Annotated in this window: 19 protein-coding genes and 1 pseudogene; 6 read left to right on the top strand and 14 right to left on the bottom strand. The window is 71.0% G+C overall.

Going from position 1 to position 21,731, the window contains the following annotated elements; all coding sequences use genetic code 11:
* From BS83_RS08725 to BS83_RS08710, 4 genes and pseudogenes are all read right to left on the bottom strand, one after another.
* Nucleotides 1–575: pseudogene (locus tag BS83_RS08725) on the bottom strand (demethylmenaquinone methyltransferase); the annotation flags it as partial.
* An 88-nt stretch (nt 576–663) separates the two neighbouring features.
* Entirely contained in the window at nt 664–1,125 is a 462-nt protein-coding gene (locus BS83_RS08720) for a hypothetical protein (protein ID WP_051942803.1), read from the bottom strand.
* A gap of 7 nt (nt 1,126–1,132) precedes the next feature.
* On the bottom strand, nt 1,133–2,347 hold the full coding sequence (gene mqnC, locus BS83_RS08715; RefSeq protein ID WP_037602392.1) for a cyclic dehypoxanthinyl futalosine synthase: 1,215 nt from the start codon (nt 2,345–2,347) through the stop codon (nt 1,133–1,135).
* 157 nt (nt 2,348–2,504) lie between these two features.
* The gene (locus tag BS83_RS08710; RefSeq protein ID WP_037603286.1) at nt 2,505–3,341 is read right to left on the bottom strand and encodes a menaquinone biosynthetic enzyme MqnA/MqnD family protein; all 837 of its coding nucleotides are present in this window, start codon (nt 3,339–3,341) and stop codon (nt 2,505–2,507) included.
* 295 nt (nt 3,342–3,636) lie between these two features.
* On the opposite strand from BS83_RS08710, the gene BS83_RS08705 reads away from it, so the two are divergent.
* Nucleotides 3,637–3,840, top strand: coding sequence for a cold-shock protein (locus BS83_RS08705; RefSeq protein WP_037602390.1), 204 nt, complete (start codon nt 3,637–3,639; stop codon nt 3,838–3,840).
* A gap of 367 nt (nt 3,841–4,207) precedes the next feature.
* Nucleotides 4,208–5,572, top strand: coding sequence for an MFS transporter (locus tag BS83_RS08700; protein ID WP_063774123.1), 1,365 nt, complete (start codon nt 4,208–4,210; stop codon nt 5,570–5,572).
* A 26-nt stretch (nt 5,573–5,598) separates the two neighbouring features.
* On the opposite strand, the gene thpR is transcribed toward BS83_RS08700, so the two are convergent.
* Nucleotides 5,599–6,153 carry an RNA 2',3'-cyclic phosphodiesterase gene (gene thpR, locus BS83_RS08695; RefSeq protein WP_037602388.1) on the bottom strand — a complete coding sequence of 185 codons (555 nt, stop codon included), beginning with the start codon at nt 6,151–6,153 and terminating at the stop codon, nt 5,599–5,601.
* Between the two features lie 93 nt (nt 6,154–6,246).
* Between thpR and BS83_RS08690 the strand changes: the two genes are divergently transcribed.
* Nucleotides 6,247–6,792 carry a GNAT family N-acetyltransferase gene (locus BS83_RS08690; RefSeq protein ID WP_037602386.1) on the top strand — a complete coding sequence of 182 codons (546 nt, stop codon included), beginning with the start codon at nt 6,247–6,249 and terminating at the stop codon, nt 6,790–6,792.
* An 85-nt stretch (nt 6,793–6,877) separates the two neighbouring features.
* Here the strand turns inward: BS83_RS08690 and BS83_RS41565 are convergent, their stop codons facing one another.
* The 4 genes from BS83_RS41565 to BS83_RS08670 all read right to left on the bottom strand — a co-directional run bounded on the left by BS83_RS41565 (nt 6,878) and on the right by BS83_RS08670 (nt 11,424).
* Nucleotides 6,878–8,278, bottom strand: coding sequence for an HNH endonuclease signature motif containing protein (locus tag BS83_RS41565; protein WP_198035171.1), 1,401 nt, complete (start codon nt 8,276–8,278; stop codon nt 6,878–6,880).
* Between the two features lie 130 nt (nt 8,279–8,408).
* On the bottom strand, nt 8,409–9,665 hold the full coding sequence (locus BS83_RS08680; RefSeq protein WP_037603280.1) for an MFS transporter: 1,257 nt from the start codon (nt 9,663–9,665) through the stop codon (nt 8,409–8,411).
* A 286-nt stretch (nt 9,666–9,951) separates the two neighbouring features.
* Nucleotides 9,952–10,386, bottom strand: coding sequence for a MarR family winged helix-turn-helix transcriptional regulator (locus tag BS83_RS08675; RefSeq protein WP_037602383.1), 435 nt, complete (start codon nt 10,384–10,386; stop codon nt 9,952–9,954).
* A gap of 135 nt (nt 10,387–10,521) precedes the next feature.
* Nucleotides 10,522–11,424: an amidohydrolase family protein gene (locus BS83_RS08670; RefSeq protein ID WP_232248173.1), complete on the bottom strand. Its 903-nt coding sequence runs from the start codon at nt 11,422–11,424 to the stop codon at nt 10,522–10,524.
* Nucleotides 11,425–11,802: 378 nt separating this feature from the next.
* On the opposite strand from BS83_RS08670, the gene BS83_RS08665 reads away from it, so the two are divergent.
* Nucleotides 11,803–12,276: a DUF4440 domain-containing protein gene (locus BS83_RS08665; protein ID WP_198035170.1), complete on the top strand. Its 474-nt coding sequence runs from the start codon at nt 11,803–11,805 to the stop codon at nt 12,274–12,276.
* A gap of 193 nt (nt 12,277–12,469) precedes the next feature.
* The gene (locus BS83_RS08660; RefSeq protein ID WP_198035169.1) at nt 12,470–13,318 is read left to right on the top strand and encodes a hypothetical protein; all 849 of its coding nucleotides are present in this window, start codon (nt 12,470–12,472) and stop codon (nt 13,316–13,318) included.
* A 109-nt stretch (nt 13,319–13,427) separates the two neighbouring features.
* On the opposite strand, the gene BS83_RS08655 is transcribed toward BS83_RS08660, so the two are convergent.
* On the bottom strand, nt 13,428–13,760 hold the full coding sequence (locus BS83_RS08655) for a hypothetical protein (RefSeq protein WP_037602381.1): 333 nt from the start codon (nt 13,758–13,760) through the stop codon (nt 13,428–13,430).
* 278 nt (nt 13,761–14,038) lie between these two features.
* Nucleotides 14,039–14,560, bottom strand: coding sequence for a DinB family protein (locus tag BS83_RS08650; protein ID WP_037602379.1), 522 nt, complete (start codon nt 14,558–14,560; stop codon nt 14,039–14,041).
* Nucleotides 14,561–14,691: 131 nt separating this feature from the next.
* Between BS83_RS08650 and BS83_RS08645 the strand changes: the two genes are divergently transcribed.
* Entirely contained in the window at nt 14,692–15,492 is an 801-nt protein-coding gene (locus tag BS83_RS08645) for an HAD family acid phosphatase (protein WP_037602377.1), read from the top strand.
* A gap of 90 nt (nt 15,493–15,582) precedes the next feature.
* Here the strand turns inward: BS83_RS08645 and BS83_RS41560 are convergent, their stop codons facing one another.
* The 3 genes from BS83_RS41560 to BS83_RS08630 all read right to left on the bottom strand — a co-directional run bounded on the left by BS83_RS41560 (nt 15,583) and on the right by BS83_RS08630 (nt 21,486).
* Nucleotides 15,583–19,836, bottom strand: a complete 4,254-nt coding sequence (locus BS83_RS41560) for a fibronectin type III domain-containing protein (protein ID WP_051942799.1) — start codon at nt 19,834–19,836, stop codon at nt 15,583–15,585.
* Between the two features lie 317 nt (nt 19,837–20,153).
* Entirely contained in the window at nt 20,154–20,855 is a 702-nt protein-coding gene (locus BS83_RS08635) for a class F sortase (protein ID WP_051942798.1), read from the bottom strand.
* Nucleotides 20,845–21,486 carry a hypothetical protein gene (locus BS83_RS08630; protein WP_037602375.1) on the bottom strand — a complete coding sequence of 214 codons (642 nt, stop codon included), beginning with the start codon at nt 21,484–21,486 and terminating at the stop codon, nt 20,845–20,847. Before BS83_RS08630 ends, BS83_RS08635 begins: the two co-directional genes overlap by 11 nt.
* Nucleotides 21,487–21,731: the final 245 nt, after the last annotated feature.

The raw sequence follows: 21,731 nt of genomic DNA, 5'->3' as shown, positions 1-21,731 counted from the left end.
CCGGATGGAGTCGGCCAGGTACACGTACGCGTCCGGGTTGCTGCTCACCGCGGTGGCCACCGGCGGCAGCGCGCGCATCAGGTACTCGCTGTAGACGGTGCGCAGCGGCGCCCAGGTGGGGTGGCTGAACTCGCAGATCACCACGCGCCCGCCCGGCTTCGTCACGCGCAGCATCTCGCGCAGCGCGGCGTCCGTGTCCTGCACGTTGCGCAGCCCGAAGGAGATGGTGACGGCGTCGAAGACGTCGTCGGCGAAGGGCAGCCGGGTCGCGTCGCCCGCCGTCAGCGGGAGTTCGGGGTGACGCCGCTTGCCCTCGCGCAGCATCCCGAGCGAGAAGTCGCACGGCACGACCCGCGCGCCGGCCTCGGCGAACGGAAGCGAGGACGTCGCCGTCCCGGCGGCCAGTCCAGCACCCGCTGCCCCGGCCGGCGTCCACGGCCCGCGCGACGGCACGCCGCCACAGGCGGGCCTGGCCGAGCGAGGAGAACGTCGTTGGTGAGGTCGTACTTCGCCGCGACGTCGTCGAACATCGAGGCGACCTCGTGCGGCTGCTTGTCCAGGGAGGCTCGGGTCACGCGGTCATTCTCCTCTGCTTCTCCACTGCGCTCGGCAGCGCCCCCTCGGCGTGCTGCCGCTTTTCTGCTGCCCGGGTGTGCGTTCGCGTCATGCGCGGCGGTGCACGAGACGGCCCCCGAGGACTGTGGCCAGGCACACGCCGTCCGCGCCCACGGCCGCATCCGGGTCCTCCGAGGACATCGGGAAGACGGCGAAGTCCGCCCGCGCGCCCACGGTGAGCGGGGCGGGGGACCCGAAGGGCAGCCCGACCCGTGCCGCCGCCGGTCCGAGCGCCGGATCGTCGTCCAGCGCGTCGGCGGCCAGCGCGGTCACCCCGCGCAGCAGCAGTGCGTGCACCCGCTCGCGCGGGCTGGGCGCGGCCGGCAGTGCGCCCTCCCACCGGAGCCCCGCCCGCAGCTCCCCCGGCCATTCGCGCACACGCGCGCCGGGGTAGGCCGCGCGCAGCGCGCTGACGTCCGCGTCACCGGACGCCACGGCGACGATCCGGTCCCGCTCGACGGCGACAGCGGTGGACGTGCCCGTACCGGCGCCGGTGTGAATGGTGAGCATCGAGGGGTCAGTTGGTCGGGCTGAGCAGCTTCAGCTCCGGGTGCGCCGTGCCCCCCTCGATCGCCGTCGAGGCGATGTGCGAGAAGACGTGGTCATCCACCGGGTCATGGGCCGGGTCGTCGTGGACGACCAGGTGCTCGTAGGTGGTCGCCCGCTGCGCGGGGACGCGGCCGGCGGCGCGGATCAGGTTGATCAGCTCCATCCGGTTCGAGCGGTGCTTCGCGCCCGCCGAGGAGACGACGTTCTCCTCCAGCATGACCGAGCCCAGGTCGTCCGCGCCGTAGTGCAGCGACAGCTGCCCCATCTCCTTGCCGACGGTCAGCCAGGAGCCCTGGATGTGGGCGACGTTGTCGAGGAAGAGACGCGCCACCGCGATCAGCCGCAGGTACTCGAAGAGCGTCGCCTGCGTCCGGCCCTTCAGGTGGTTGTTCTCTGGCTGGTAGGTGTACGGGATGAAGGCACGGAAGCCGCCCGTGCGGTCCTGCACGTCGCGGATCATCCGCAGGTGCTCGATCCGCTCGGCGTTGGTCTCGCCCGTGCCCATCAGCATGGTGGAGGTCGACTCGACGCCCAGGTTGTGCGCCAGCTCCATGATCTCCAGCCAGCGCTCGCCCGACTCCTTGAGCGGGGCGATCACCTTGCGCGGCCGCTCCGGCAGCAGCTCCGCCCCCGCACCGGCGAAGGAGTCGAGCCCGGCGGCGTGGATCCGGCGGATCGCCTCCTCGGCGCTGACGCCGGAGATCCGCGACATGTGCTCGACCTCGGACGCGCCGAGGGAGTGGATCACTAGCTGCGGGAAGTCCTTCTTGATCGCCGAGAAGGCGCGCTCGTAGTACTCGACCCCGTAGTCCGGGTGGTGCCCGCCCTGGAACATGATCTGGGTGCCGCCGAGCTCGACCGTCTCCGCGCAGCGGCGCAGGATCTCGTCGAGGTCGCGCGACCAGCCCTTCTCGGTGTCCTTGGGCGCCGCGTAAAAGGCGCAGAACTTGCACGCCGTCACGCAGACGTTCGTGTAGTTGATGTTCCGCTCGATGATGTACGTCGCGATGTGCTCGGTCCCGGCGTAACGGCGACGGCGCGCCGCGTCGGCGGCAGCGCCGAGCGCGTGCAGCGGCGCGTGCCGGTACAGCTCCAGCGCCTCCTCGGCGCTGATGCGTCCCCCGGCGGCGGCGCGGTCGAGGACGGCCTGGAGGGACTCGGTTTCTGCGGCGGGCGTAGTCACCTCGTCAGCCTACGCCAGGGCCCTTCCGCTCCCGGGGCTGACCCGGCCCGGCCCGCCGTGGCGGGTCGGAGCGGGTCCAGGGTGGCCAGGAGGTCAGGGTGGACGGTGGCCAGTCAGGCCAGTGCGGTCCGGGCGGTCCGGGCGGGTCGGCGAGCGCTCAGGTCCCGAGGAGGCGGATCTCGTCGGTGGCGAGACCGATGCGCGACGCGAACTCACGCATGCCGGCCAACTGGCGTTCGCCGAAGCTGAAGTCCAGCGCCTCCGAGTAGTAGCGGTGCAGCGTGGCGGCGTCGAACGCCTCCCAGCGGGCGGTCTGCTCGCAGACCTTGTCGATCTCCTCCATGGAGAGGTCGCGCGAGGCCAGGAAGGCACGGTGCACCTCGGCCACGGTCTCCGGCTCCCGGGCGAGGAAGTCACGGCGGGCCGCGAAGGGAGCGAAGACGAACGGCAGTCCGGTCCAGTCCTTCCACATCGCGCCCAGGTCGTAGACGTTGAGGCCGAGACGGGGCGCCTCGTGCAGCGAGGCGCGCAGCGCGGCGTCGCCGATCAGGACGGCGGCGTCGGCCTCCTGCATCATCGCCCCGAGGTCGGGCGGACAGGTGTAGTACTCCGGCGTCACGCCGAAGCGCTCCGCAAGCAGCAGCTGGGCCAGCCGGACGGAGGTCCGGCTCGTCGAGCCGAGTGCGACCCGACGGCCGTCCAGCTCGGCGAGCGGAAGCTCGCTGATGATCACGCAGGACATCACCGCACCGTCGCTGCCGACGGCGATGTCGGGGAGAAGTGTCAGCTGGTCGGCGTGGCGCAGGTACTCGACGCAGGAGATCGGCCCGATGTCGAGCCGACCGGCGACGAGCGCGTCGTTGAGAGCGTCCGGATTGTCCTTGGTCAGGTCCAGATCGATGAGGCTGCCCGTCCGGGCCAGCCCCCAGTACAGCGGGAGGCAGTTCAGGAACTGGATGTGTCCCACGCGCGGCCGCTGCTGGCGCTCTTGCAGGTGCGGGTCTTGCCTGTGCGGGTGTTGCCCGTCGTGTTGGGTGTCCACCCGAAGAACAGTAGACCCGCCTGACGATCATCCCTGGCCGGGGGCGGGGCTGCGTGCTAGGGTTTCTGCAGTTGCAGTTTGATTTCCCATGCAGTACTGAAGCCTGCGGAGCACATGTGACCGCGGGCTTCTGTGGTTTTCAGAGCTTTGTCACAGAAGTACCTGGAAGGCACGGCGGGGTGATCAGCGCAGCGGACCGGATGCCACGCAGTGTGGCGTCCATTTCGTCCCTCGCAAGGAGAACGGTATGGCGACCGGAACCGTCAAGTGGTTCAACGCCGAGAAGGGCTTCGGCTTCATCGCCCAGGACGGCGGCGGCCCCGATGTCTTCGTCCACTACTCCGCCATCAACTCGAGCGGCTTCCGCTCGCTGGAGGAGAACCAGACCGTGGAGTTCGACGTCACCCAGGGCCCGAAGGGCCCGCAGGCGGAGAACGTCACCCCGCTGTAGGTCTGACTTCCAACTGAGTCACCAGTAGTCCACGCAGTACCCAAGAGGGCCTGCCCCGGCACACCGCCGGGGCGAGGCCCTCTGCCTTTTGCGCGGCCGCCTTTGCCGACGTCTGCCGACGTCTGCCGGCGTCTGTGCAACGGGCGTTGCGGCGGTCATTGCCATCGCCATTGCCGCAGTCATCACCACCGCCTTTGCTGCCTTTGCCGGGCCCTCGCGGGCGGCTTGAACCGCTGCCCGGCGGTCGTCTTCAGGTCGGCTCGGTCCGTGAGTTCGAGGTGCCTTTTCCGCTTCTGGCCGAGCTTGACCGAATCCCGATCGACGGCGGCTTTGCTTCTCATCGGTTATACGTATAACTTGTTTATCCATGGGCTATCTCTCCGTGCTGCGCGCCCCCGTCGTCGCCCGCCTCCTCTCCGGCACCCTGACCGGACGTCTCCCCGCGGGCATGACGGTCGTCGCCATCGCACTCGCACTGCGCGGCGCGGGCGCCTCCTACGCCCAGGTGGGCCTGACCACCGCCGCCTACGCGATCAGCGCGGCCGTCGGCGGCCCGGTGCTCGGCCGCGCGGTCGACCGGCTCGGCCAGCCCCGCGTGCTGCTCGCCTCGGCCGTCGTCGCCGCGACGGGCTACGTCCTGCTCGCCGTCGACCCGCGCTCCGCCGCCATGGCGGTCACCGGTGCGGCCCTGGCGGGCGTCGCCATGCCGCCGCTGGAACCGTGCCTGCGCGCGCTGTGGCCGGACATCGTCGCCGAGGAGCAGTTGGAGACCGCCTACGCCCTCGACTCCGCCTCGCAGCAACTCCTCTACGTCGCCGGCCCCCTGCTGGTCGCCGGCATCGCCGCCTTCGGCTCGCCGAACGCCGCGCTGTGGCTGGCAGCCGGTCTCGGCATCGCGGGCACCCTCCTCGTCGCGACCTCCGCCCCCGCCCGCGCCTGGCGGCCAGCGTCGTCCGGGGCCGCGGCTCCGGGGGCAGCAGTCGGCGCGAACGGTGAGATCGGGCCGGGAGCCGCAGGTCGACCCCGCCACCACTGGCTCGGGCCGCTGCGCTCGCGCGGCCTGGTGCTGCTGCTGCTCGCCTTCGCCGGGACGGGCTGGTCCGTCGGCGGCCAGAACATCCTCTTCGTCGCCTACGCCCAGGAGCACCACGGACTCCCCGGCGGAGCCGGGCTCCTGCTCGCGCTCGCCGCCTTCGCAGGCCTGCTCGGCGCCCTCGCCTACGGCGCGGTCCGCTGGAAGTCCCCCACCTCCACGCGCACCTGGGCCCTCGCCGCCGGCATGGCCGCCTGCTACCTGCCGCTGCTCGCGGTGCCCGGTCCGTTGGGGATGAGCGCGGCCGCGACCCTCTCCGGCCTCGGCCTCGCCCCGCTGCTGGCGGCGGCGTTCGTCCTCATCGCGGAGCTCGCCCCGGCCGGAACCACGACGGAGGCCTTCGCCTGGCTGGTCACGGTCTTCTCCACCGGCAACGCGCTGGGCTCAGCCGCCTCCGGGGCCGTGGTCGGCGAATCCCTGCGCGCGGCAGCCCTGATCGCCTGCGGCGGCATCGCCGCCGGGGCCGTGCTCCTGGTCACCTGCCGGAAGTGGCTGACCGCGCCCACCGAGGCGACGACGACGTCCGTTGCGGGGTCTGTTGCGGAGTCCGTTGCGGAGCACGGCTCCACGGCGGAGCGTCGGCCCGGGTCCTCCGGGCCCGGGATCGAGTCCGAGCCGGTGGGCGCCGCATCCGTCTGAGGGGTTCGGATCCTCGGCGTCGCGGGTCAGCTCTCAGGCGTGAGCGGCCATTCCCCGACGACCTCGTAGTGCGCGGGTCCGGCACCGAGGTAGCTACGCATCAGACAGAGCGTGCCCGCCGTCCACTCCTCGCCTTGGAAGTCCGCCAGCGCTCCGGCCAGAGCCTTCAGGTCCGCGCGAGCCGTGCCGCTCCGGGCCAAGGTGAGATGGGCGCGGAAGGGTCGCTCGTCCACCCCTATCCCGCTGCGGCGCGCGGCGTCCGCCGCCGCTTCGGCGAGCTTGCGGAGCGCGAGCGTGTCACCGGAGACACCTACCCACAGCGCCCGGTCCCCGAAGCGCCCCGCCCCGGCGAGCCGGAGCCGGTGCGCCGCATGCTCGTGCGCGATGTGCGCCAACCGCGGTTCGAGCGCCGCGAGCTGCTCCGCGTCCACATGGCCCAGGAAGGCCAGCGTCAGGTGCCACGACTCCAACCCCGTCCAGCGCAGCCCCGTCCCCTGCGGAAGCATGCGCAGCGGACGCACGGCAGCGTCCAGTTCCTGGACCGCCGACTCCGGCGGCAAGACGGCGAGGAAGAGTCTCATCCCGGCAGTCTCTACGAAGACCTCCGGCAGCGGAATGCACGTCCACGTGAGTGCTCACCAGTCGGACGCCACAGGTGGGATAGAAATGATCACATGACCAACACCACCGGACACGAACTACGCATCCGCCCGGCCACCTCGGACGATCTCGCAGGCGTGCTGGCCGTCATGGACGGCATCATGGACTGGCTCGTCGGCCTCGGCCGCGTCGCCCAGTGGGGCACCGACCACTGGTCCGAGAATCCGCTGCAGGTGGAGCGGATGCAGGGCCGGATCGACCGCAACGAACTGCGCGTGGCGGTAACGGCGACGGACGAGATCGCGGGCGTCCTCTCCGTCTCCGGCACTCCGGGGGCCTATATCGCCCCCGTGGAGGAGCCGGAGCTGTTCATCAACCTGCTCGCCACCTCCCGAGCGTTCAAGGGCCGCGACGTCGGCGGGTTCCTCATCGCGGAGGCCGTGGCCGAGGCGGCCCGACGCGGCCTGGACCTCGTGCGGGTCGACTGCTTCGCGGGCGACGACGGCCGGTTGAAGGCGTGGTACGCCGACCAGGGCTTCGTGGAGGTCGCACCCTTCGAGGTTCCGAGGGAGGGCCGCCCGAGCTGGCCCGGCATGCTCTTCGCGATGCGGCTGAAGTAGGGGCCGTTGCCCCTTGGGCATGCGGACATGTGGGCGTGCCGATGGGCCGCCGGGTGGGCGGCTCATCGGCACGTTGTGGGGTTGTTCAGCGGGGGTAGCGGGTGTTGGGGGGTGGGGGTGTGTCCGGGGGTGGCACCGCCCTGGGCCTGCCGTTGGTCATCTCCAACTCCCAGCCGGTGTGGTGGAGGTCGGTGTGGTGTTCCCCGCAGAGCAGGGCCAGGTTGTCGAGGCTGGTGTGGCCGCCGTCGGCCCAGTGGGTCAGGTGGTGGGCCTCGCACCAGGTGGGTGGCCTTGTGCAGCCGGGCCAGACGCAGTGCCGGTCCCGGGCGATGACCGCGTCCCGCAGGTGCGCGGGGACGGTGCGGGTGGCGCGGCCGATGGAGACCGGCTTGCCCTGGCCCTTGGTGAGGATCACCCGGAGCCGGCAGTCGCAGGACTCCTTGCGGGCCTGCCACCGCGGAAGATGGAACCCCCGCGTGCTGGTGGCGACGCCGACCGGGTGCAGCAACCCCGACACGTCGTCGTCGGCCGGGGGCTGCTCGGGGTCGTCGTCCCCGTCGAAGGTGGGGTGGGCGGGGCACTCCTCCCGCAGCGCGTCCAGGTCCGCGATCACGGTGAAGTGCGGGCGCTGGCCGCCGGTGGTGGGCAGCTTGTCGCAGCCCAGCGCGAGGTCGGCGACCGCTTCGAGGGCGTCGCCCATCCGCTCCGGATGGCTGCGGGTCTCGCCCTCGACGGGGGTGCCCATCGCGGCCTCCAGGGCGACGCGGAGCTTCTCCCCGGCGACGGCCGACAGTTCGGCGGTCAGGACCCAGAACGGGTCATCGCTGGTGCCGGTCTGCGACAGCCTCGCGGTGGAGCGGAACAGCGCCGGGGCGTCCTTCGCCTGCGGCTCCTGTTCTTCGACCAGGTGGGCGCGGACCTGCCGGGCGGCCTGCTTGAGCTGACCGAGGTGGAGGGTCTTGGCCTGCTCGACCAGGAGTTCTTCGGCCTGTTCGCGGGCCTGCGGGTCCTCGACGTCGGTGATCTCGTGGGCGATGACCTCGGCCTGGCTGGCCGAGAGTTCCCCGTCGGTGAGGGCGGTGCGGACGGTGCGGAGGGTGTCCAGGCGGCGTGCGCGGTCGACGAGCTGCTTCGCCGTCCGGTCGCTCAACTGCCCGTGGGTCTGCAGGAACCCCTTCGCCGTCCGGGAACGGGTGGCGGCGACCGCGCCGGTGCGGTCGAACACCGCCACCCGGCGTGCGAGCTCCGCCCCCACCATCTCCTCGAAGCGGACCAGCGCGAGGAGTTGCTCGGCCTGGAAGGGGGCACCGGCCGCGCACAGGGCGTCGTCGTCCTCCGCCGCGAGCGCGGCCAAGAACGTCAGAGAAGAAGAGGGCAGGGTCCGCAGCGGCTCGGTGCTCGCAGCACGGGCCTGGCGGGAGCTTGAGGGAGTCAGGGGATCGGCACGGAACACGTCCCCCAGCGAGGCAGAAAACACCTCACCCATGGACGCATCTCCGTCTTCACACCCGCCCCCGAACATCGAGGCGTCCATAGAACAATTATGACACCCCACCAAGCCCCACACCATCACTCACAAGAGTGAAAACCCCCAGCTCAGACCCTAGTTGATCTTCTTATCGCGGCACCAGCGCCACCACGTGCCCCTGCTGCCCGAACCCGTGCAGCAGATCGAACCGCAGTCGCAGCTGTCCGATCCTCGCAAGGACCAGGCCCACCACGCCGGCTGCCGCCGCCGAGACCAGTCCGCACGCCAGCAGCCCCACCCGAGGCCCGTACTGCTGCGTCAGCCAGCCGACGAGCGGTGCTCCCAGTGGCGTGCCTCCCGCGAAGACCATCATGAAGAGGCTCATGACCCGTCCCCGCATCTCCGGTGCCGTACGAAGCTGGACCAGCGCGTTCGCCGCCGTGTTGCAGGTCAGGCCGAGCAGACCCACCAGCGTCAGCACTCCGGCGAAGGCCCAGTAGTCCGGCGCGAGGCCCGCCGCCGCCTCAAGGAGGCCGAAACCCAGGGCCGCTGCGACGAGCAGCCGAAGGCGCGGGCGGCTGCGCTTCGCCGCCAGGAGGGCGCCCACCAGGGAGCCGACCGCCAGAGCCGTGTTGAGCAGACCGTACAACCCGGGGCCGACATGGAAGACCGAGTAGGCGAACCCGGACAGCACCGTCGGAAAGTTGAAGCCGAAGGTGCCGATGAAGCCGAGCAGCACGATCGGCCAGATCAGGTCCGGGCGCTCCGCGACGTAGCGCAGACCCTCTCTCAGCTGGCCCTTTTCCCTGGGCAGTTGCGGTGTGCGGCGCAGCTCGCTGCCGCGCATCGCCATCAGGCCGAGGATCACGGCACCGAACGACAGCGCGTTGACCGCGAAGGCCCAGCCCGCGCCGACGGCGGCCATCAACCCACCCGCAACGGCAGGCCCGATGAGCCGGGCGGTCTGGAAGTTGGCCGAGTTGAGGCTGACCGCGTTCGCGAGGTCGGACTTGCCGACCATCTCGACCACGAAGGTCTGCCGGGCCGGGTTGTCGACGACGGTCACCAGTCCGAGCAGGAAGGCGAACACGTAGATGTGCTCCGCCCGCACCACCCCGGCCAGCGTCATCACGGCGAGGGCGGCGGCGAGGAGGCCCATCGCACCCTGGGTGAACATCAGCAGCTGCCGCTTCGGGAAGCGGTCGGCGATCACGCCGCCGAAGAGGCCGAAGAGCAGCACGGGCAGGAACTGCATGGCGGTGGTGATCCCCACCGCGAGGGTGCTGCCGGTCAGGCTCAGCACCAGCCAGTCCTGCGCGATGCGCTGGATCCACGTCCCCGAGTTGGAGACGACCTGGCCGGCGAAGAAGTAGCGGTAGTTGCGGTTGTGCAGCGCGGAGAACATCCCGCCGCGGCGGCGGTCGGCGTCCTTCGCGAGGCCCTGTATTCGGTTGTCGTCCCGCGTGTGGCCGCGGGCGTCGTTCTCGTTCTCGTTCTCGTTCTTCAGGTCGTGCTTCGTGAAGCGCGTCGTGCTGTGGTGCTGGTCGAGCTTCGTATCGTGGTCGGTCGTCTCGGCTTCGGTGTTCTCAGTCTCTCCGTGCGACGAATGCAAGAGCTTGCGTCCCCTGTGCGGTTGTCCTTCTCTTCTCTCCTCCGCATGCCTCAGTTGCGCGGGACGGGCGCATCACCGGTCAGAGCTGGGCCAGCCGTTCGAGGACGGGCGCAGCCGCGCGCAGCACGGCCCACTCCTCCTCGGTCAGGCCGGACGCGAGCTCCGCGAGCCAGGCATCACGCTTGGCCCTGCTCTGGTCGAGAATGCTCTCGGCCTGCTCGGTACTGCTGACGACCACCTGCCGGCGGTCCTGCGGGTGCGGCTCGCGCCGCACCAGACCCTTCTCCTCCAGCATCGCGATGATCCGCGTCATCGACGGCGGCTGCACGTGCTCGCGCCTGGCGAGCTCCCCCGGCGTGGCACTGCCGCAACGGGCGAGCGTGGCCAGGACCTGCATCTCCGTGGGCGTGAGGGACTCCTCCACCCGCTGATTGCGCAGCCGCCGAGCGAGCCGCATCACGGCGGAGCGCAGCGTGGCGATCGCCGCGTCGTCGTGCTCGGGCAACTCAGGCATGATGCTTACCCTAGCTCATTACTTTAGCTAAAGAAAATTCTTTTCCGTCCAGCCCGCCCAGCCCGCCCAGCCCGCCCAGTCCCACACAGCGCACGCGGCGCACACGGCGCACCCGGCGCACCCCGGCTCACTCACTCAGGCGACGACCCGTCCCCGCAGGATGACGCGACTCGGGCGGGCCAGCACCGAGGGGTCGAGGGTCGGATCGCTGTCGTAGGCCACGAGGTCGGCGGGGCCGCCGTCGACGAGTCCTGGCAGGCCCAGCCAGGAGCGGGCCTCCCAGGACGCCGCGCCCAGCGCGGCCTCGGTGGACAGTCCGGCGCGGACGAGCCAGTCGACCTCCGTCATGACCGTGCCGCAGGGGAAGCTGTCGGTGCCCGCCAGGATCCGGACGCCGGCCTGGTGCGCGGCCTCGACGTTCGGCAGCATGCCTTCCCAGCCGGCCAGCCACCAGTCGCGGCGGGCGCTGGGCTCCTGGGCGCGCCGCCGGTCCGCGCCCGCGCCGAAGACACTGAGCGTCGGCACGAAGGCCGTGCCCTGGGCCGCCATCCGGTCGATGAGGTCCGGGTCCAGGTGCATGCCGTGCTCCAGGCTGTCCGCACCGGCCAGGACCGCGTTGGCGCTGCCGTCGGCGGTCTGGCAGTGCACGGCGACCCGACCGCCGACGGCGTGGACGGCGTCCACCACCGCGGTGAGCGTCTCCAGCGGGAGCGCCAGCTGGTCGGGATGCCAGTCGCCGATCACTTTGCACCAGCCGTTGGCGGCCTTGGCCTCTTCGACGGCCGCCTGGACCAGATCGGCCTCGCTCACGTCCCGTCCGAAGCCGGGGAAGAACCGGCCGGGCGTGGCCAGCCATCGGCCGGCGGAACGGACGCGCGGCAGCTCGGGGTCGTCCTCCACCCAGTCCGGAATCCTGGCCGCCGACCCGGGGGTGCGCACCAGGAGCACGCCCGCGTCGCGGTGGTCGAGCAGGTGGCGGCGGAGCGTGGTGTCACTGAACCCGGCGTTCCGGTCCTCGGTGCCGGGGTGCGTGTGCACGTCGACCAGGCCGGGCAGCAACCAGCCACCGTCGACGACCGTCTCCGCGTCCGCCACCGCCACCGTGCCCGAACTTGAACCCGCACCCAGCCCCCGAACCCGGCCCCGAATCCGAGTCCACACCCGAAAGCCGCACCTGATCCGGTTCGGTCCGCAGCACGTCGCCGTCGATCCAGAACGACCGCTCCTCCCGTTCCGGCAGAACGATCCCACGTACCCGAAGCACCATCGGCCGAGCCCCCTCGCTTCCGATCACCTGAGGCGACTCTACGGGGACGCCACGGCCGGAACCATGTGGCGCCGTTGGCGGTCGGTGAGGCGGGGCGGTGGTGCGGACGCACCCGCCCGGGACGCCTGAGGCAGTTGTACAAGGGGGAGTTGACTGTGGACGAGTCGCTGGTCGATCGCATGCGGGAGTACCTGAACGCCGGTCTCGCCATGGACGTGGAGGCGCTCGACGCGCTCTACGACCCGAGCTTCGAGAACATCCGGGTCGACGAGGCCGGTCAGGTGGCCGTCATCACGAAGGACCAGTTCATGACGCACCGCCGCGGCCTCAGGGACCAGGGCGCGCGGGTGGGCGAGAGCATCGACGACGTGCGCTTCCTCGCGACGAGCGTCCACGGCGAGCAGGGGACGATCATCATGCATCGGGTGCAGCAGGGCATCCCGGTGCGCTACAGCTTCGTCTGGCGCCGGGACGGCGACCGCTGGGCGACGATCCTGCGCGAGTTCAGCTTCGACAGGGACATCACTCCGCTGATCCGGATCATGCAGGCCGCCGAGGCCGCCGCACATGCTGCGGTCGCCGCGCATGCCGAGGCGGGCGCGCCGACCACCTCGGCGGGCTGAGGAACGCCGCCCCACCCCGGCCAGACGGGGGCGAGGCGGCGCGAGACGTGGCCGACGGGCCGTCCTCCTGGGCCGTCCTCCTGGGCCGTCCTCCTGGCCCGTCGCCTCGCCCGTCGGGCTCGTGCGAGGGACGATCGAGGTGGTGGCGGCGGTGCTGGTGGTGGCGGCCGCGACCTCGACAACGGAGGTGGCGATGGCTGAGCGACGTCGTACCCGCCGCGTCCCTGGCGCCCTCGCCGCCGCGACGTTCACCGATCATCTCGGCCCGGACGGGGTGACCGTCCGGCGCGGAACACGGCATCACCGCAAGCATCAGCGACCACCCGAGGGATCGACCTGGTGGGCGCCCTCGGCGCGGGGCTGGTGGATCGCCGTCCTATTCGCCGTCGGCTCGGTGCTGTTCGCCGTCGGCTCGGTGCCCGCCTACGGTGACGCGGTCGGGGCGCGTGGCGACACCGTCACCTACTTCGTCGGCTCCCTGTTCTTCACCTCGGCCGCCTTCCTCAGCTACCGGGAGGCGGTCGACGCCGCCTCCCCGACGCGGCACCTCTCCCGGCAGCGGCGGTTCTTCGTCCTGCAGCCCGGCCGGATCGACTGGTGGGCCACCGCGATCCAACTCGTCGGGACCGTCTACTTCAACGTCAGCACCGGCATCGCCATGGCGGGCAATCTCTCCGCGCAGGCGGCGCACCAGCACGTCTGGCGGCCCGACGCGATCGGCTCGGTCTGCTTCCTCGTGGCCAGCGGCCTCGCCTGGTACGAGGCGTGCCACGGCTGGCTCGCCTGGCGCCCGCGCGTCTGGTCCTGGTGGATCACGCTGGTCAACCTGCTCGGTTCCATCGCCTTCGGCGTCTCGGCGGTGGCCGGCTACGTCAACCCCGTCACCGGTGAGGTGAAGAACCTCGACCGGGCCAACATGCAGACGCTCATCGGCGCCGTCTGCTTCCTCGTCGGCGCGGTCCTGCTGCTGCCCGAACGCACGGAGGAGCAGGCCCGCGCGACGGCGGCACAGCCCCAAGGCGACAACGCGCCGACCGTCTAGCCCCGGGCAGCACTGGGCTGCGCTGGGCAGTTCTGGGCAGTTCTGGGCAGTTCTGGGCAGCGCGGGGCACCCCACGCCCGGACGCCGGTCTCCGACCGCCCGCCCTCCGTCACTTCCTGGCCATGCCGATCTCCCGGGCGGTGTCCATGAGGTCCGCCATCGCGCGGCGAACGAGCCTCACGACATAGAACGTCGCCGCGACAAGGAAGAACCCGGCGATCTCGTGCGACGCGATCGCGGCCGGGGGCCGGCTCGACACCTCGGAGGAGGCGTCCGGCGCGGCCGGGCTCGGGCCCAGGATCTCGCGGCCGATCTCGACGACCCCTTCCACGGCGCCGGCAAGGGCCATCGCGGCGACGCCCACCACCACCCAGCCGACGGGCGCGATCCCCGAGTGGAGCCGACGAGCGGGACCGGCAGGAGAGTACGGGGTGAGAGTCATGGGATCACGCTCCTTGGAAACACCTGAAGCCACGCTAGGCGGGCGTGCCGGGGCCGGTCTTGGGCCTGTCGGCCCCTCCGAAGGTCCCTGCCCCGTCGCCGTCCGGCCCCGTGGCCTTCCAGCCCGTCGCCTTCCCGCCCCCGCTCGCTCAGCCCCGTCGCCTTCCCGCCCCCGCTCGCTCAGCCCCGTCGCCTTCCCGCCCCCCGCTCGCTCAGCCTCGTCGCGTTCCCGCCCGCGAGCGTCCGGTCCTCATCCCGACGCCTCGCGTCTGACGCCGGCTACTCGCCGGTGGCGCCGTCCGCGAGCTCTCGGACGATGTCCAGGTGGCCCGCGTGGCGGGCGTACTCCTGCAGGACGTGGAACAGGATCCAGCCCAGGGAGGGCCGCGGGGTGCCGTCATCCGGGAACCGGCCGCCGGCCGCGGCGACGGTGGACAGCGGCGTGCCCGTCACGACGGCTCGGGTGTACTCGCCACCCGCGTGCAGCGCGGCCAGCAGGTCGGCGGCCTTCTCGTCCGGGCCGACGTACCAGCGGTCATCGGAGCCGCCGCGGTCGCCCCAGGGCGCGGAGACTTGCTCTCCCCGGAAACCCCAGCGCAGCCAGCGCTGCTCCATGTGCACGAGGTGCTTCAGCAGTTCGATCGGGCTCCACCCGGAGGCAAGCCGGCTGCCGCGCAGCTCCGCGTCGGACATTCCCTCGATCTTGGCGCCGATCACGGACCGGTAGTAGTCGAGGTAGTCGAGCAACAGCGCGCTGGAATCGGAGAGTTGCTGCTCCGGCTCGGCCAGGTGTGAGTTCATGACTCCGAGTCTGCCACCGCAGGGGCACCGGGACGAAGGTCAATCCACGCGCATAGACAAGGGCGAGGCCGGGACGGTAAGAACGGACCTTCACGCTTTTACCGACACGTCCGCCGGCAAAGGAGCCGAACTTGACGCGCGCTTGGACTCTCAGGAACCACTCCCGCACGTTCGCCACTCTCGCGGTCGGCGTGGCGGCCGGCGCCCTGGTGGGGGGTGGAGGCCTCGCCCTCGCCGGCGGCCGGGTACCGACCAGCGACACGCAGATCACCAACATGACCGACGAGGTCAGCCAGATCAAGGCGTACTACGGCGACACGGTGGACGCCAACGGCGAGCACTGGGCCTCGCCGAGCAGCAACTACGCGATACAGGTCCAGGGCATCGAGGCCAAGGCCGAGAAGTACCTGGCCCAGAAGATCAAGCACGACCACAGCGGCAAGCGCGCCGTCGTGCTCGACGTGGACGACACGGCGCTGTCCACCTACAACTACGAGCTCGAGACGACCTTCGTCTACAACCCGGCCAGCAACGCCCAGTACATCGCGACCAAGAACTTCCCCGCCGTCTTCGGCATGAACAACCTCGCCAACTGGGCCAAGGCCCAGGGCTACACGGTCTTCTACATCACCGGCCGGCCCGAGTCGCAGCGAGCCGACACCGTCCGCCAGCTCACCTCCCAGGGCTACCCCGACGCGGACGACAGCCACCTTTTCCTCAAGAACGTCGCCAACCCCCCGGCGTACCTGTCCAGTTGCGCCACCCCGACCTGGACCTGCACCACCACCCAGTACAAGTCCGGCACCCGCGCGTACCTGGCGGCCCAGGGCTGGAACATCACCGCCAACTTCGGCGACCAGTACAGTGACCTGAACGGCGGCTACTCCGAGCAGACGTACAAGATCCCCAACCCCATGTACTTCCTGCCCTGACCGCTCCCCTGTGAGTGCCCGCCCGGCACTGCACCTGTACCGGTGGCCGCGCCGGCACCCGCACCCGCACCCGGATGGGACCCAGACGCCTCAGTTCGTCGAGACGTTGTCGAAGCTCGCGACGTCGTTCGTCGTCGTGTTGCTGCCTGCCACGATCTTGAAGGTCGTCTGGGTCATCGGGAACGGGTCGGGCGCGGAGGCGAGGACGCTCCACGGGCCCGGCGCGCTGGTGCCGGATGCGGTCTCCCAGTACAGGGTCCCGCCGCTTTCGCGGAAGCGGAACCACTGCATGGCGTTCGCGTCGTAGCGGGGCCATGCGGGCGTCAGGTTGGTCTCACCCGATCCCGAGTTGACCCAGGCGGTCGCCGCACCGCCCGCCAGGAAGAACTCGGCGTAGTGGGTGCTGTCGAGGGTGATGAAGATCGAAGTCTCGCCGTAGGTGGTACCGCCCTGGCCGGCGTTCGCGGCGCGCCGTACCTGGACCTGAACGGACTTGCCCGTCTGGTCGTACGGAGTCGCACTCTGGACGGACCCGGTCGTCCAGGCCCCTGCGGGGTGGGTGATCTCCAGCTCCTGGTTCTGGGCGGCGACGGTGGAACCGGAGGTGCCCACGATCCACTGGCTGGTGTCCAGGGTGTTGGTGTCGAAGGTGTCCGAGGGGCCGCTGGAGACCTGCCCGGTCGACGTCGTGAAGGTGAAGTCGCCCGACTGGGAGAGGTTGCCGCTGGAATCACGGCTGAGCACCCGACAGTGGTAGGTCGTCCCCGGCGTCAGGGCGGCCAACTGGACGCTGTGGGAGGTCGTGAGCGTGGTGTTGAGCAGCGAGGAGGAGCCGTAGCTTGTCGTGGTTCCGTACTGCACCTGGCTGTCGGCCACCACGTTGGTCGTCCAGGTCACCGTCGCCGCCTGGGTGCCGATCGCGGTCGCCTGCTGGCCGCTGATCACCGGTCCTGCGGGCGGCAGTTGGGCCGGCAGGGTGTCGAGCAGGCCCTCGATCGAGGCGTCGATCGACGTCGCGTTGTTCAGCTGCAGGTAGTACTGGTTTCCTGCGCCAGCGGTGAAGGCGTTGCCACCGGTGCTGTCGACGACGTTCGTGCCGGGCCCCGCGGGGCTGAGCGCGGGGTCGGTCGGGCGGATCGCGGCGTACACCGCGGCCAGGTCGTAGGAGTAGATCCAGTTGTTCGGCCCGACGAACGCCTCGTAGGCCGCGCGGACCGGCGAGCTGCTCGGGTGCACCTGCGACACGGTGTTGCCGGTGTGGATGGCGTCGCCGACCTCGGACCCGGCCCACACGATCTTCGTCGGCCAGTTGGCCACGACGTTCTGTGAGGCGGCGACGTTGCCGGCGAGGTTGGTCTGGGCGGAACCGCTCGGGAACTGACCGCCCATGATCACCAGGTTGCGCACCTTCGCGGCGACCAGGTCGTGACCCGACAGGGGACTGATCGCGTCGGGCGGCGAGTTCAACAGCGCCGAGAGGTTCTCCAGGAAGCCAGTGCTGGCGATCACCACGCTCCCGTCGGGCTGCGCGGCGAGCGCGCGGCGGTAGACGGTGAGCGCTGCGTCGGGCTGCACGAGCGGCTGCGTGGCAGCGTTCGCGCACGGCGTGGCCCAGTCAGGGCTGCTGACGGCCGTCCCGTTGGCCGGTCCGTCGGCACCGATGGGGATGTTGGTCGCACCGTAGAACTGGGCGATCGCTTCCACGCAGCCCCACGATTCCTTGGCGACGACAGGGCGGTCGGTCCGCGTGTTGACGTTGATCGCGATCACCTTGGCCTCGCCCTTGAGCTGCAGACCGAAGGCGACGGCGAGCGCGCCCGCGTCGTCGGCGTCGCTGAACATGTCCGTGTCCACGATGAGGGACGGGGTCGCGGGTGGGCTGGGCGTGGCGGTGGTGCCGGTGTTGTCGGCGGAGACGGTGGTCTGGCCGTTCGCCGTCGAGCGCACCCGGAAGTGGTAGGCGGTCGCGGCGGTCAGGCCGGTAATGGTCTGACTGTGCTGCGTGGCCAGGGTCGGGTCGAGGGTCGTGCTGCTGCCGTAGCTGGCCGTGGTGCCGTAGTCGATCTGCGAATCGGCGGCAATGTCGGTCGTCCACCCCACCGTCAGCGACGTGGGCGTCGACGCTGTCACCGTCACCGCGGAGACCACCGGCGCAGCCGGCGGGGCGGTGGCCGTGGTGCCGGTGTTGTCCGCCGACACGGTGGTCTGACCGTTCGCCGTCGAGCGCACCCGGAAGTGGTACGCGGTCGCGGCCGTGAGACCGCTGATGGTCTGACTGTGCTGCGTGGCCAGGGTCGGGTCGAGGGTCGTGCTGCTGCCGTAGCCGACCGTGGTCCCGTAGTCGATCTGCGAACTCGCCGGAATGTCGGTCGTCCACCCCACCGTCAGTGACGTCGGCGTCGACGCCGTCACCGACACAGCCGACACAACCGGCGCAGCCGGCGGCGCAGTCGCAGTCGTACCGATATTGTCCGCCGACACCGTCGTCTGACCGTTCGCCGTCGAGCGCACCCGGAAGTGGTACGCGGTCGCGGCCGTGAGACCGCTGATGGTCTGACTGTGCTGCGTGGCCAGGGTCGGGTCGAGGGTCGTGCTGCTGCCGTAGCCGACCGTGGTCCCGTAGTCGATCTGCGAATCGGCGGCAATGTCGGTCGTCCACCCCACCGTCAGCGACGTGGGCGTCGACGCTGTCACCGTCACCGCGGAGACCACCGGCGCAGCCGGCGGGGCGGTGGCCGTGGTGCCGGTGTTGTCCGCCGACACGGTGGTCTGACCGTTCGCCGTCGAGCGCACCCGGAAGTGGTACGCGGTCGCGGCCGTGAGACCGCTGATGGTCTGACTGTGCTGCGTGGCCAGGGTCGGGTCGAGGGTCGTGCTGCTGCCGTAGCCGACCGTGGTCCCGTAGTCGATCTGCGAACTCGCCGGAATGTCGGTCGTCCACCCCACCGTCAGTGACGTCGGCGTCGACGCCGTCACCGACACAGCCGACACAACCGGCGCAGCCGGCGGCGCAGTCGCAGTCGTACCGATATTGTCCGCCGACACCGTCGTCTGACCGTTCGCCGTCGAGCGCACCCGGAAGTGGTAGGCGGTCGCGGCGGTCAGGCCGGTAATGGTCTGACTGTGCTGCGTGGCCAGGGTCGGGTCGAGGGTCGTACTACTGCCATAACTCGACGTCGTGCCGTAGTCGATCTGCGAATCGGCGGCAATGTCCGTCGTCCACCCCACCGTCAGCGACGTGGACGTCGACGCTGTCACCGTCACCGCGGAGACCACCGGCGCAGCCGGCGGAGCGGTGGCCGTGGTGCCGGTGTTGTCCGCCGACACCGTCGTCTGACCGTTCGCCGTCGAGCGCACCCGATAGTGATACGCGGTCGCGGCCGTGAGACCGGTAATCGTCTGACTGTGCTGCGTGGCCAGCGTCGAATCCAGAGTCGTACTACTGCCATAACTCGACGTCGTGCCGTAATCGACCTGCGAACTCGCCGGAATGTCCGTCGTCCACCCCACCGTCAGCGACGTCGGCGTCGACGCCGTCACCGCCACCGCGGAGACGACCGGCGGGCTCGGAGCCGGCTTCAGCGCGGTGAGGACGCCGATTCCGACGTCCTGCGTCCTGGAGGCGGTGGCCGTCTTGGCGCCAGTGCTGCCGGTCGTGGCCTGGGCGACATAGGCCGCGAGCATGGCCGTGCGCTTCGTCGAGTCGTTGAGCTGACCGAGGCTGCTCATGCCCTTCGGGCTCGTCCACGTGGTCGTGCCGGCCTTCGCCAGGTAACCGAAGTACGACGCGACCAGACCGCTGCCGGCCGCCGCCGTCAGGGACGGCGTGGGGACAGAGGCGGTCCGGGTGACGGTGGTGCCCTGGGAGCCGGCGAGGGGGGTGACCGGATCAACCCCCGAGAACGCCGAGACCTCGACCCCGCCGCCGACCGCCGCGTTGGAGGTCCAGGTGTATGAGGTGTCCGTGGTCGCGTAGGCGTGGGTGTACACGGCGAGGGCGGAGGTGCTGGAGTAGTTGGTCCTGGAGGCGAGCGTCCATCCCGAGGGCGCGGTGATCGCGGGTTGGCTGGTCGCGCTCGAGCGCGCGATGCCGACCGACGCGACGAGGACGTCGCCGGCGCGCGTGCCGGAGGGCACCGCGATGCCCATGGTCGTCGTGGAGTTGAGGGCGAACGACTTGGTGGCTGTCCCGTCGAGCTTGATGACCGTCGCCGCGTCCGCCTGGGTCGTGACGGAACCGAGCTGCACCGCTGCGAGCACGAGGACGAGGAGCAGGACTCGGACGGCGTGCAAGGGCACGAGCGTCGTGGAGGCGCGCTGCGGCCGGGATCGGTTCGCGATCATGACACTGGGAACTCCTCGGGACTCCCGTCCACCTCCCGCATGCCAGGTACTCTGCCGGTGCGTCGCTCCGGCGGGAAGGAGATCCACTCCCCCTGGCGAGGATCGTCAACGCCCGGACCCACGCGCTCCCCCTCCCCCGGACCTCGGACGAGGCGCGTGAGAATCCCGCATACGGGTGATCGCCGAGGCGGGCGTCCGGTGAGAGTAGTTTATCCTCAATGCGCCGTTTTGCACCTTATGAGTGATCCCGTGCTTGACGGCCCGCCCGGGCCTCAGCCCCGCGTCACGGCCCACCGCCCACCTACGGCGGGCACCGCTCAGCCAGCGGGCCGGCTGCCGACGTAGTGCGCGAACACGATGACGTTGGCGGCGTAACCGCCGGTGGTGGTGTAGGTGCCGCCGCAGGTGATCAGTCGAAGGGCCGGTGCGGCGGTGGGGCCGTAGACGGCCTGGGTGGGGAAGTGCTGCTTGTCGACGAGGGTGACGACGTCGATCCGGAACCGGGCGACGGTGTGGTCGTGCCGGGTGACGTCCACCTCGTCGTTCGGGTGGGCGGCGCCGAGGGGGTAGAAGGCGGCGCGTCCTCTGGGCAGGGCGCGCGAGTCGACGTGGCCGAGGATGACGGTGGCGCCGGTCTGGCCGGGGGTGACGCTCCCCGTGTACCAGGCGGCCTGCGCCGCCTGGTCCTCACTGGGGACGGCGACCGAGCCGTCGGCGTTCTGGCCGACTTCGATGAGGTCGGCGTGGATCCCCACCCGGGGAACGTCGATGTGGACGGGCTCGGAGGCCCCCAGCGGGGCGGCGAGGGCCGGTGCGTCGGGCGACAGATCGGGGGGCACGCCGGTGGTGGTGGGTTGTGGAGGCGGGATCTGGTCGTAGCTGGGGCCGTCGGCGAGGATCGCCGTGGCGGTGAAGTAGCCGGACACGGCGGCCAGGACGGCGGCGAGCACGGCGGCCAGGCGCCGGAGCCGGGGTCGGCGGCGGCGGGCGATGGGGTCGGGCGTGGGGTCAGCGGTCATGCCTGCGCCGGTACAGCACGGCCAGGATGGCCGTCGCGGCGAGGCCGGTGAGGACAGCGGTCACGGCGGTGAGGGAGGATCCGCCGGGCTGGCTGGCGCCGTCGCCGGTCGAGGCGGCGCCGCTCGGCGGGGCCATGGTGACGGGGACCGTCTGGGTGACGGTCACCGTGGGCGCGGGGACCGCGGTGGGCGTGGTCGGCTGGAGGGGCGACGCGGTGGTCGTGGCGGCGGTGACGGTGAGATCCGCCGTCGTGGACTGGCCGTCGCACTGCACGGTGACGGTGTAGGGGCCCTGTGCGGCGGTGGGGCTGATCGTCGCGGCGCCGATGAAGGTCCCGCCACCCGTGTCGAGGGGACCGGGGGTGCCCAGCGTGCTCGCGGTGTCCTGGGTGCCCGGGGTGCTCTGGCCGCCCTGGGTCAGCTGGATCGGGGCGGTGAAGGCGGGGGAACTGGCCGTAGGTGCGGCGGTGGTCGCGGTGCAGCCGCTCGCGGTGACGGTCACGCTTGCGCCGGGCGAGGCCGCGGACGGGTCAACGGTCACCGACCCTGCCGCCACGGCGGCCGTGGGAGCGAACACGAGCAGGGGAACACCGGCAAGAGCGGTGGCAACGGCCTTACGCAGGCTGTGCATCCGACCGTCCTTTCCTCGGTGGGCCGGTCACGGACCCCGGCGCGGTGGGCTCGGGTGGGCCCGGATGGTTCCACGAGTGTGGTTCCACGGGGCCGACCCAGGGTGATCGCGATGGTCCTTCCAGCTAACGCGACCTTCCTGACCGCCGCACCCGCGGGACCCTCGGCGGAGCAGCGCCGCACGGCGTCCGGGGTGTCGGGGTGGGCCGATCGGGGGATTCCGGCGGATTGCCGGCCACGGTCGGA

Origin of the sequence: Streptacidiphilus rugosus AM-16, assembly GCF_000744655.1 — a bacterium.
Classification (GTDB): Bacteria; Actinomycetota; Actinomycetes; order Streptomycetales; family Streptomycetaceae; genus Streptacidiphilus; species Streptacidiphilus rugosus.
The sequence above is the reverse complement of the archived record's forward strand: the minus strand, read 5'-3'. Positions and strand labels throughout refer to the sequence as shown.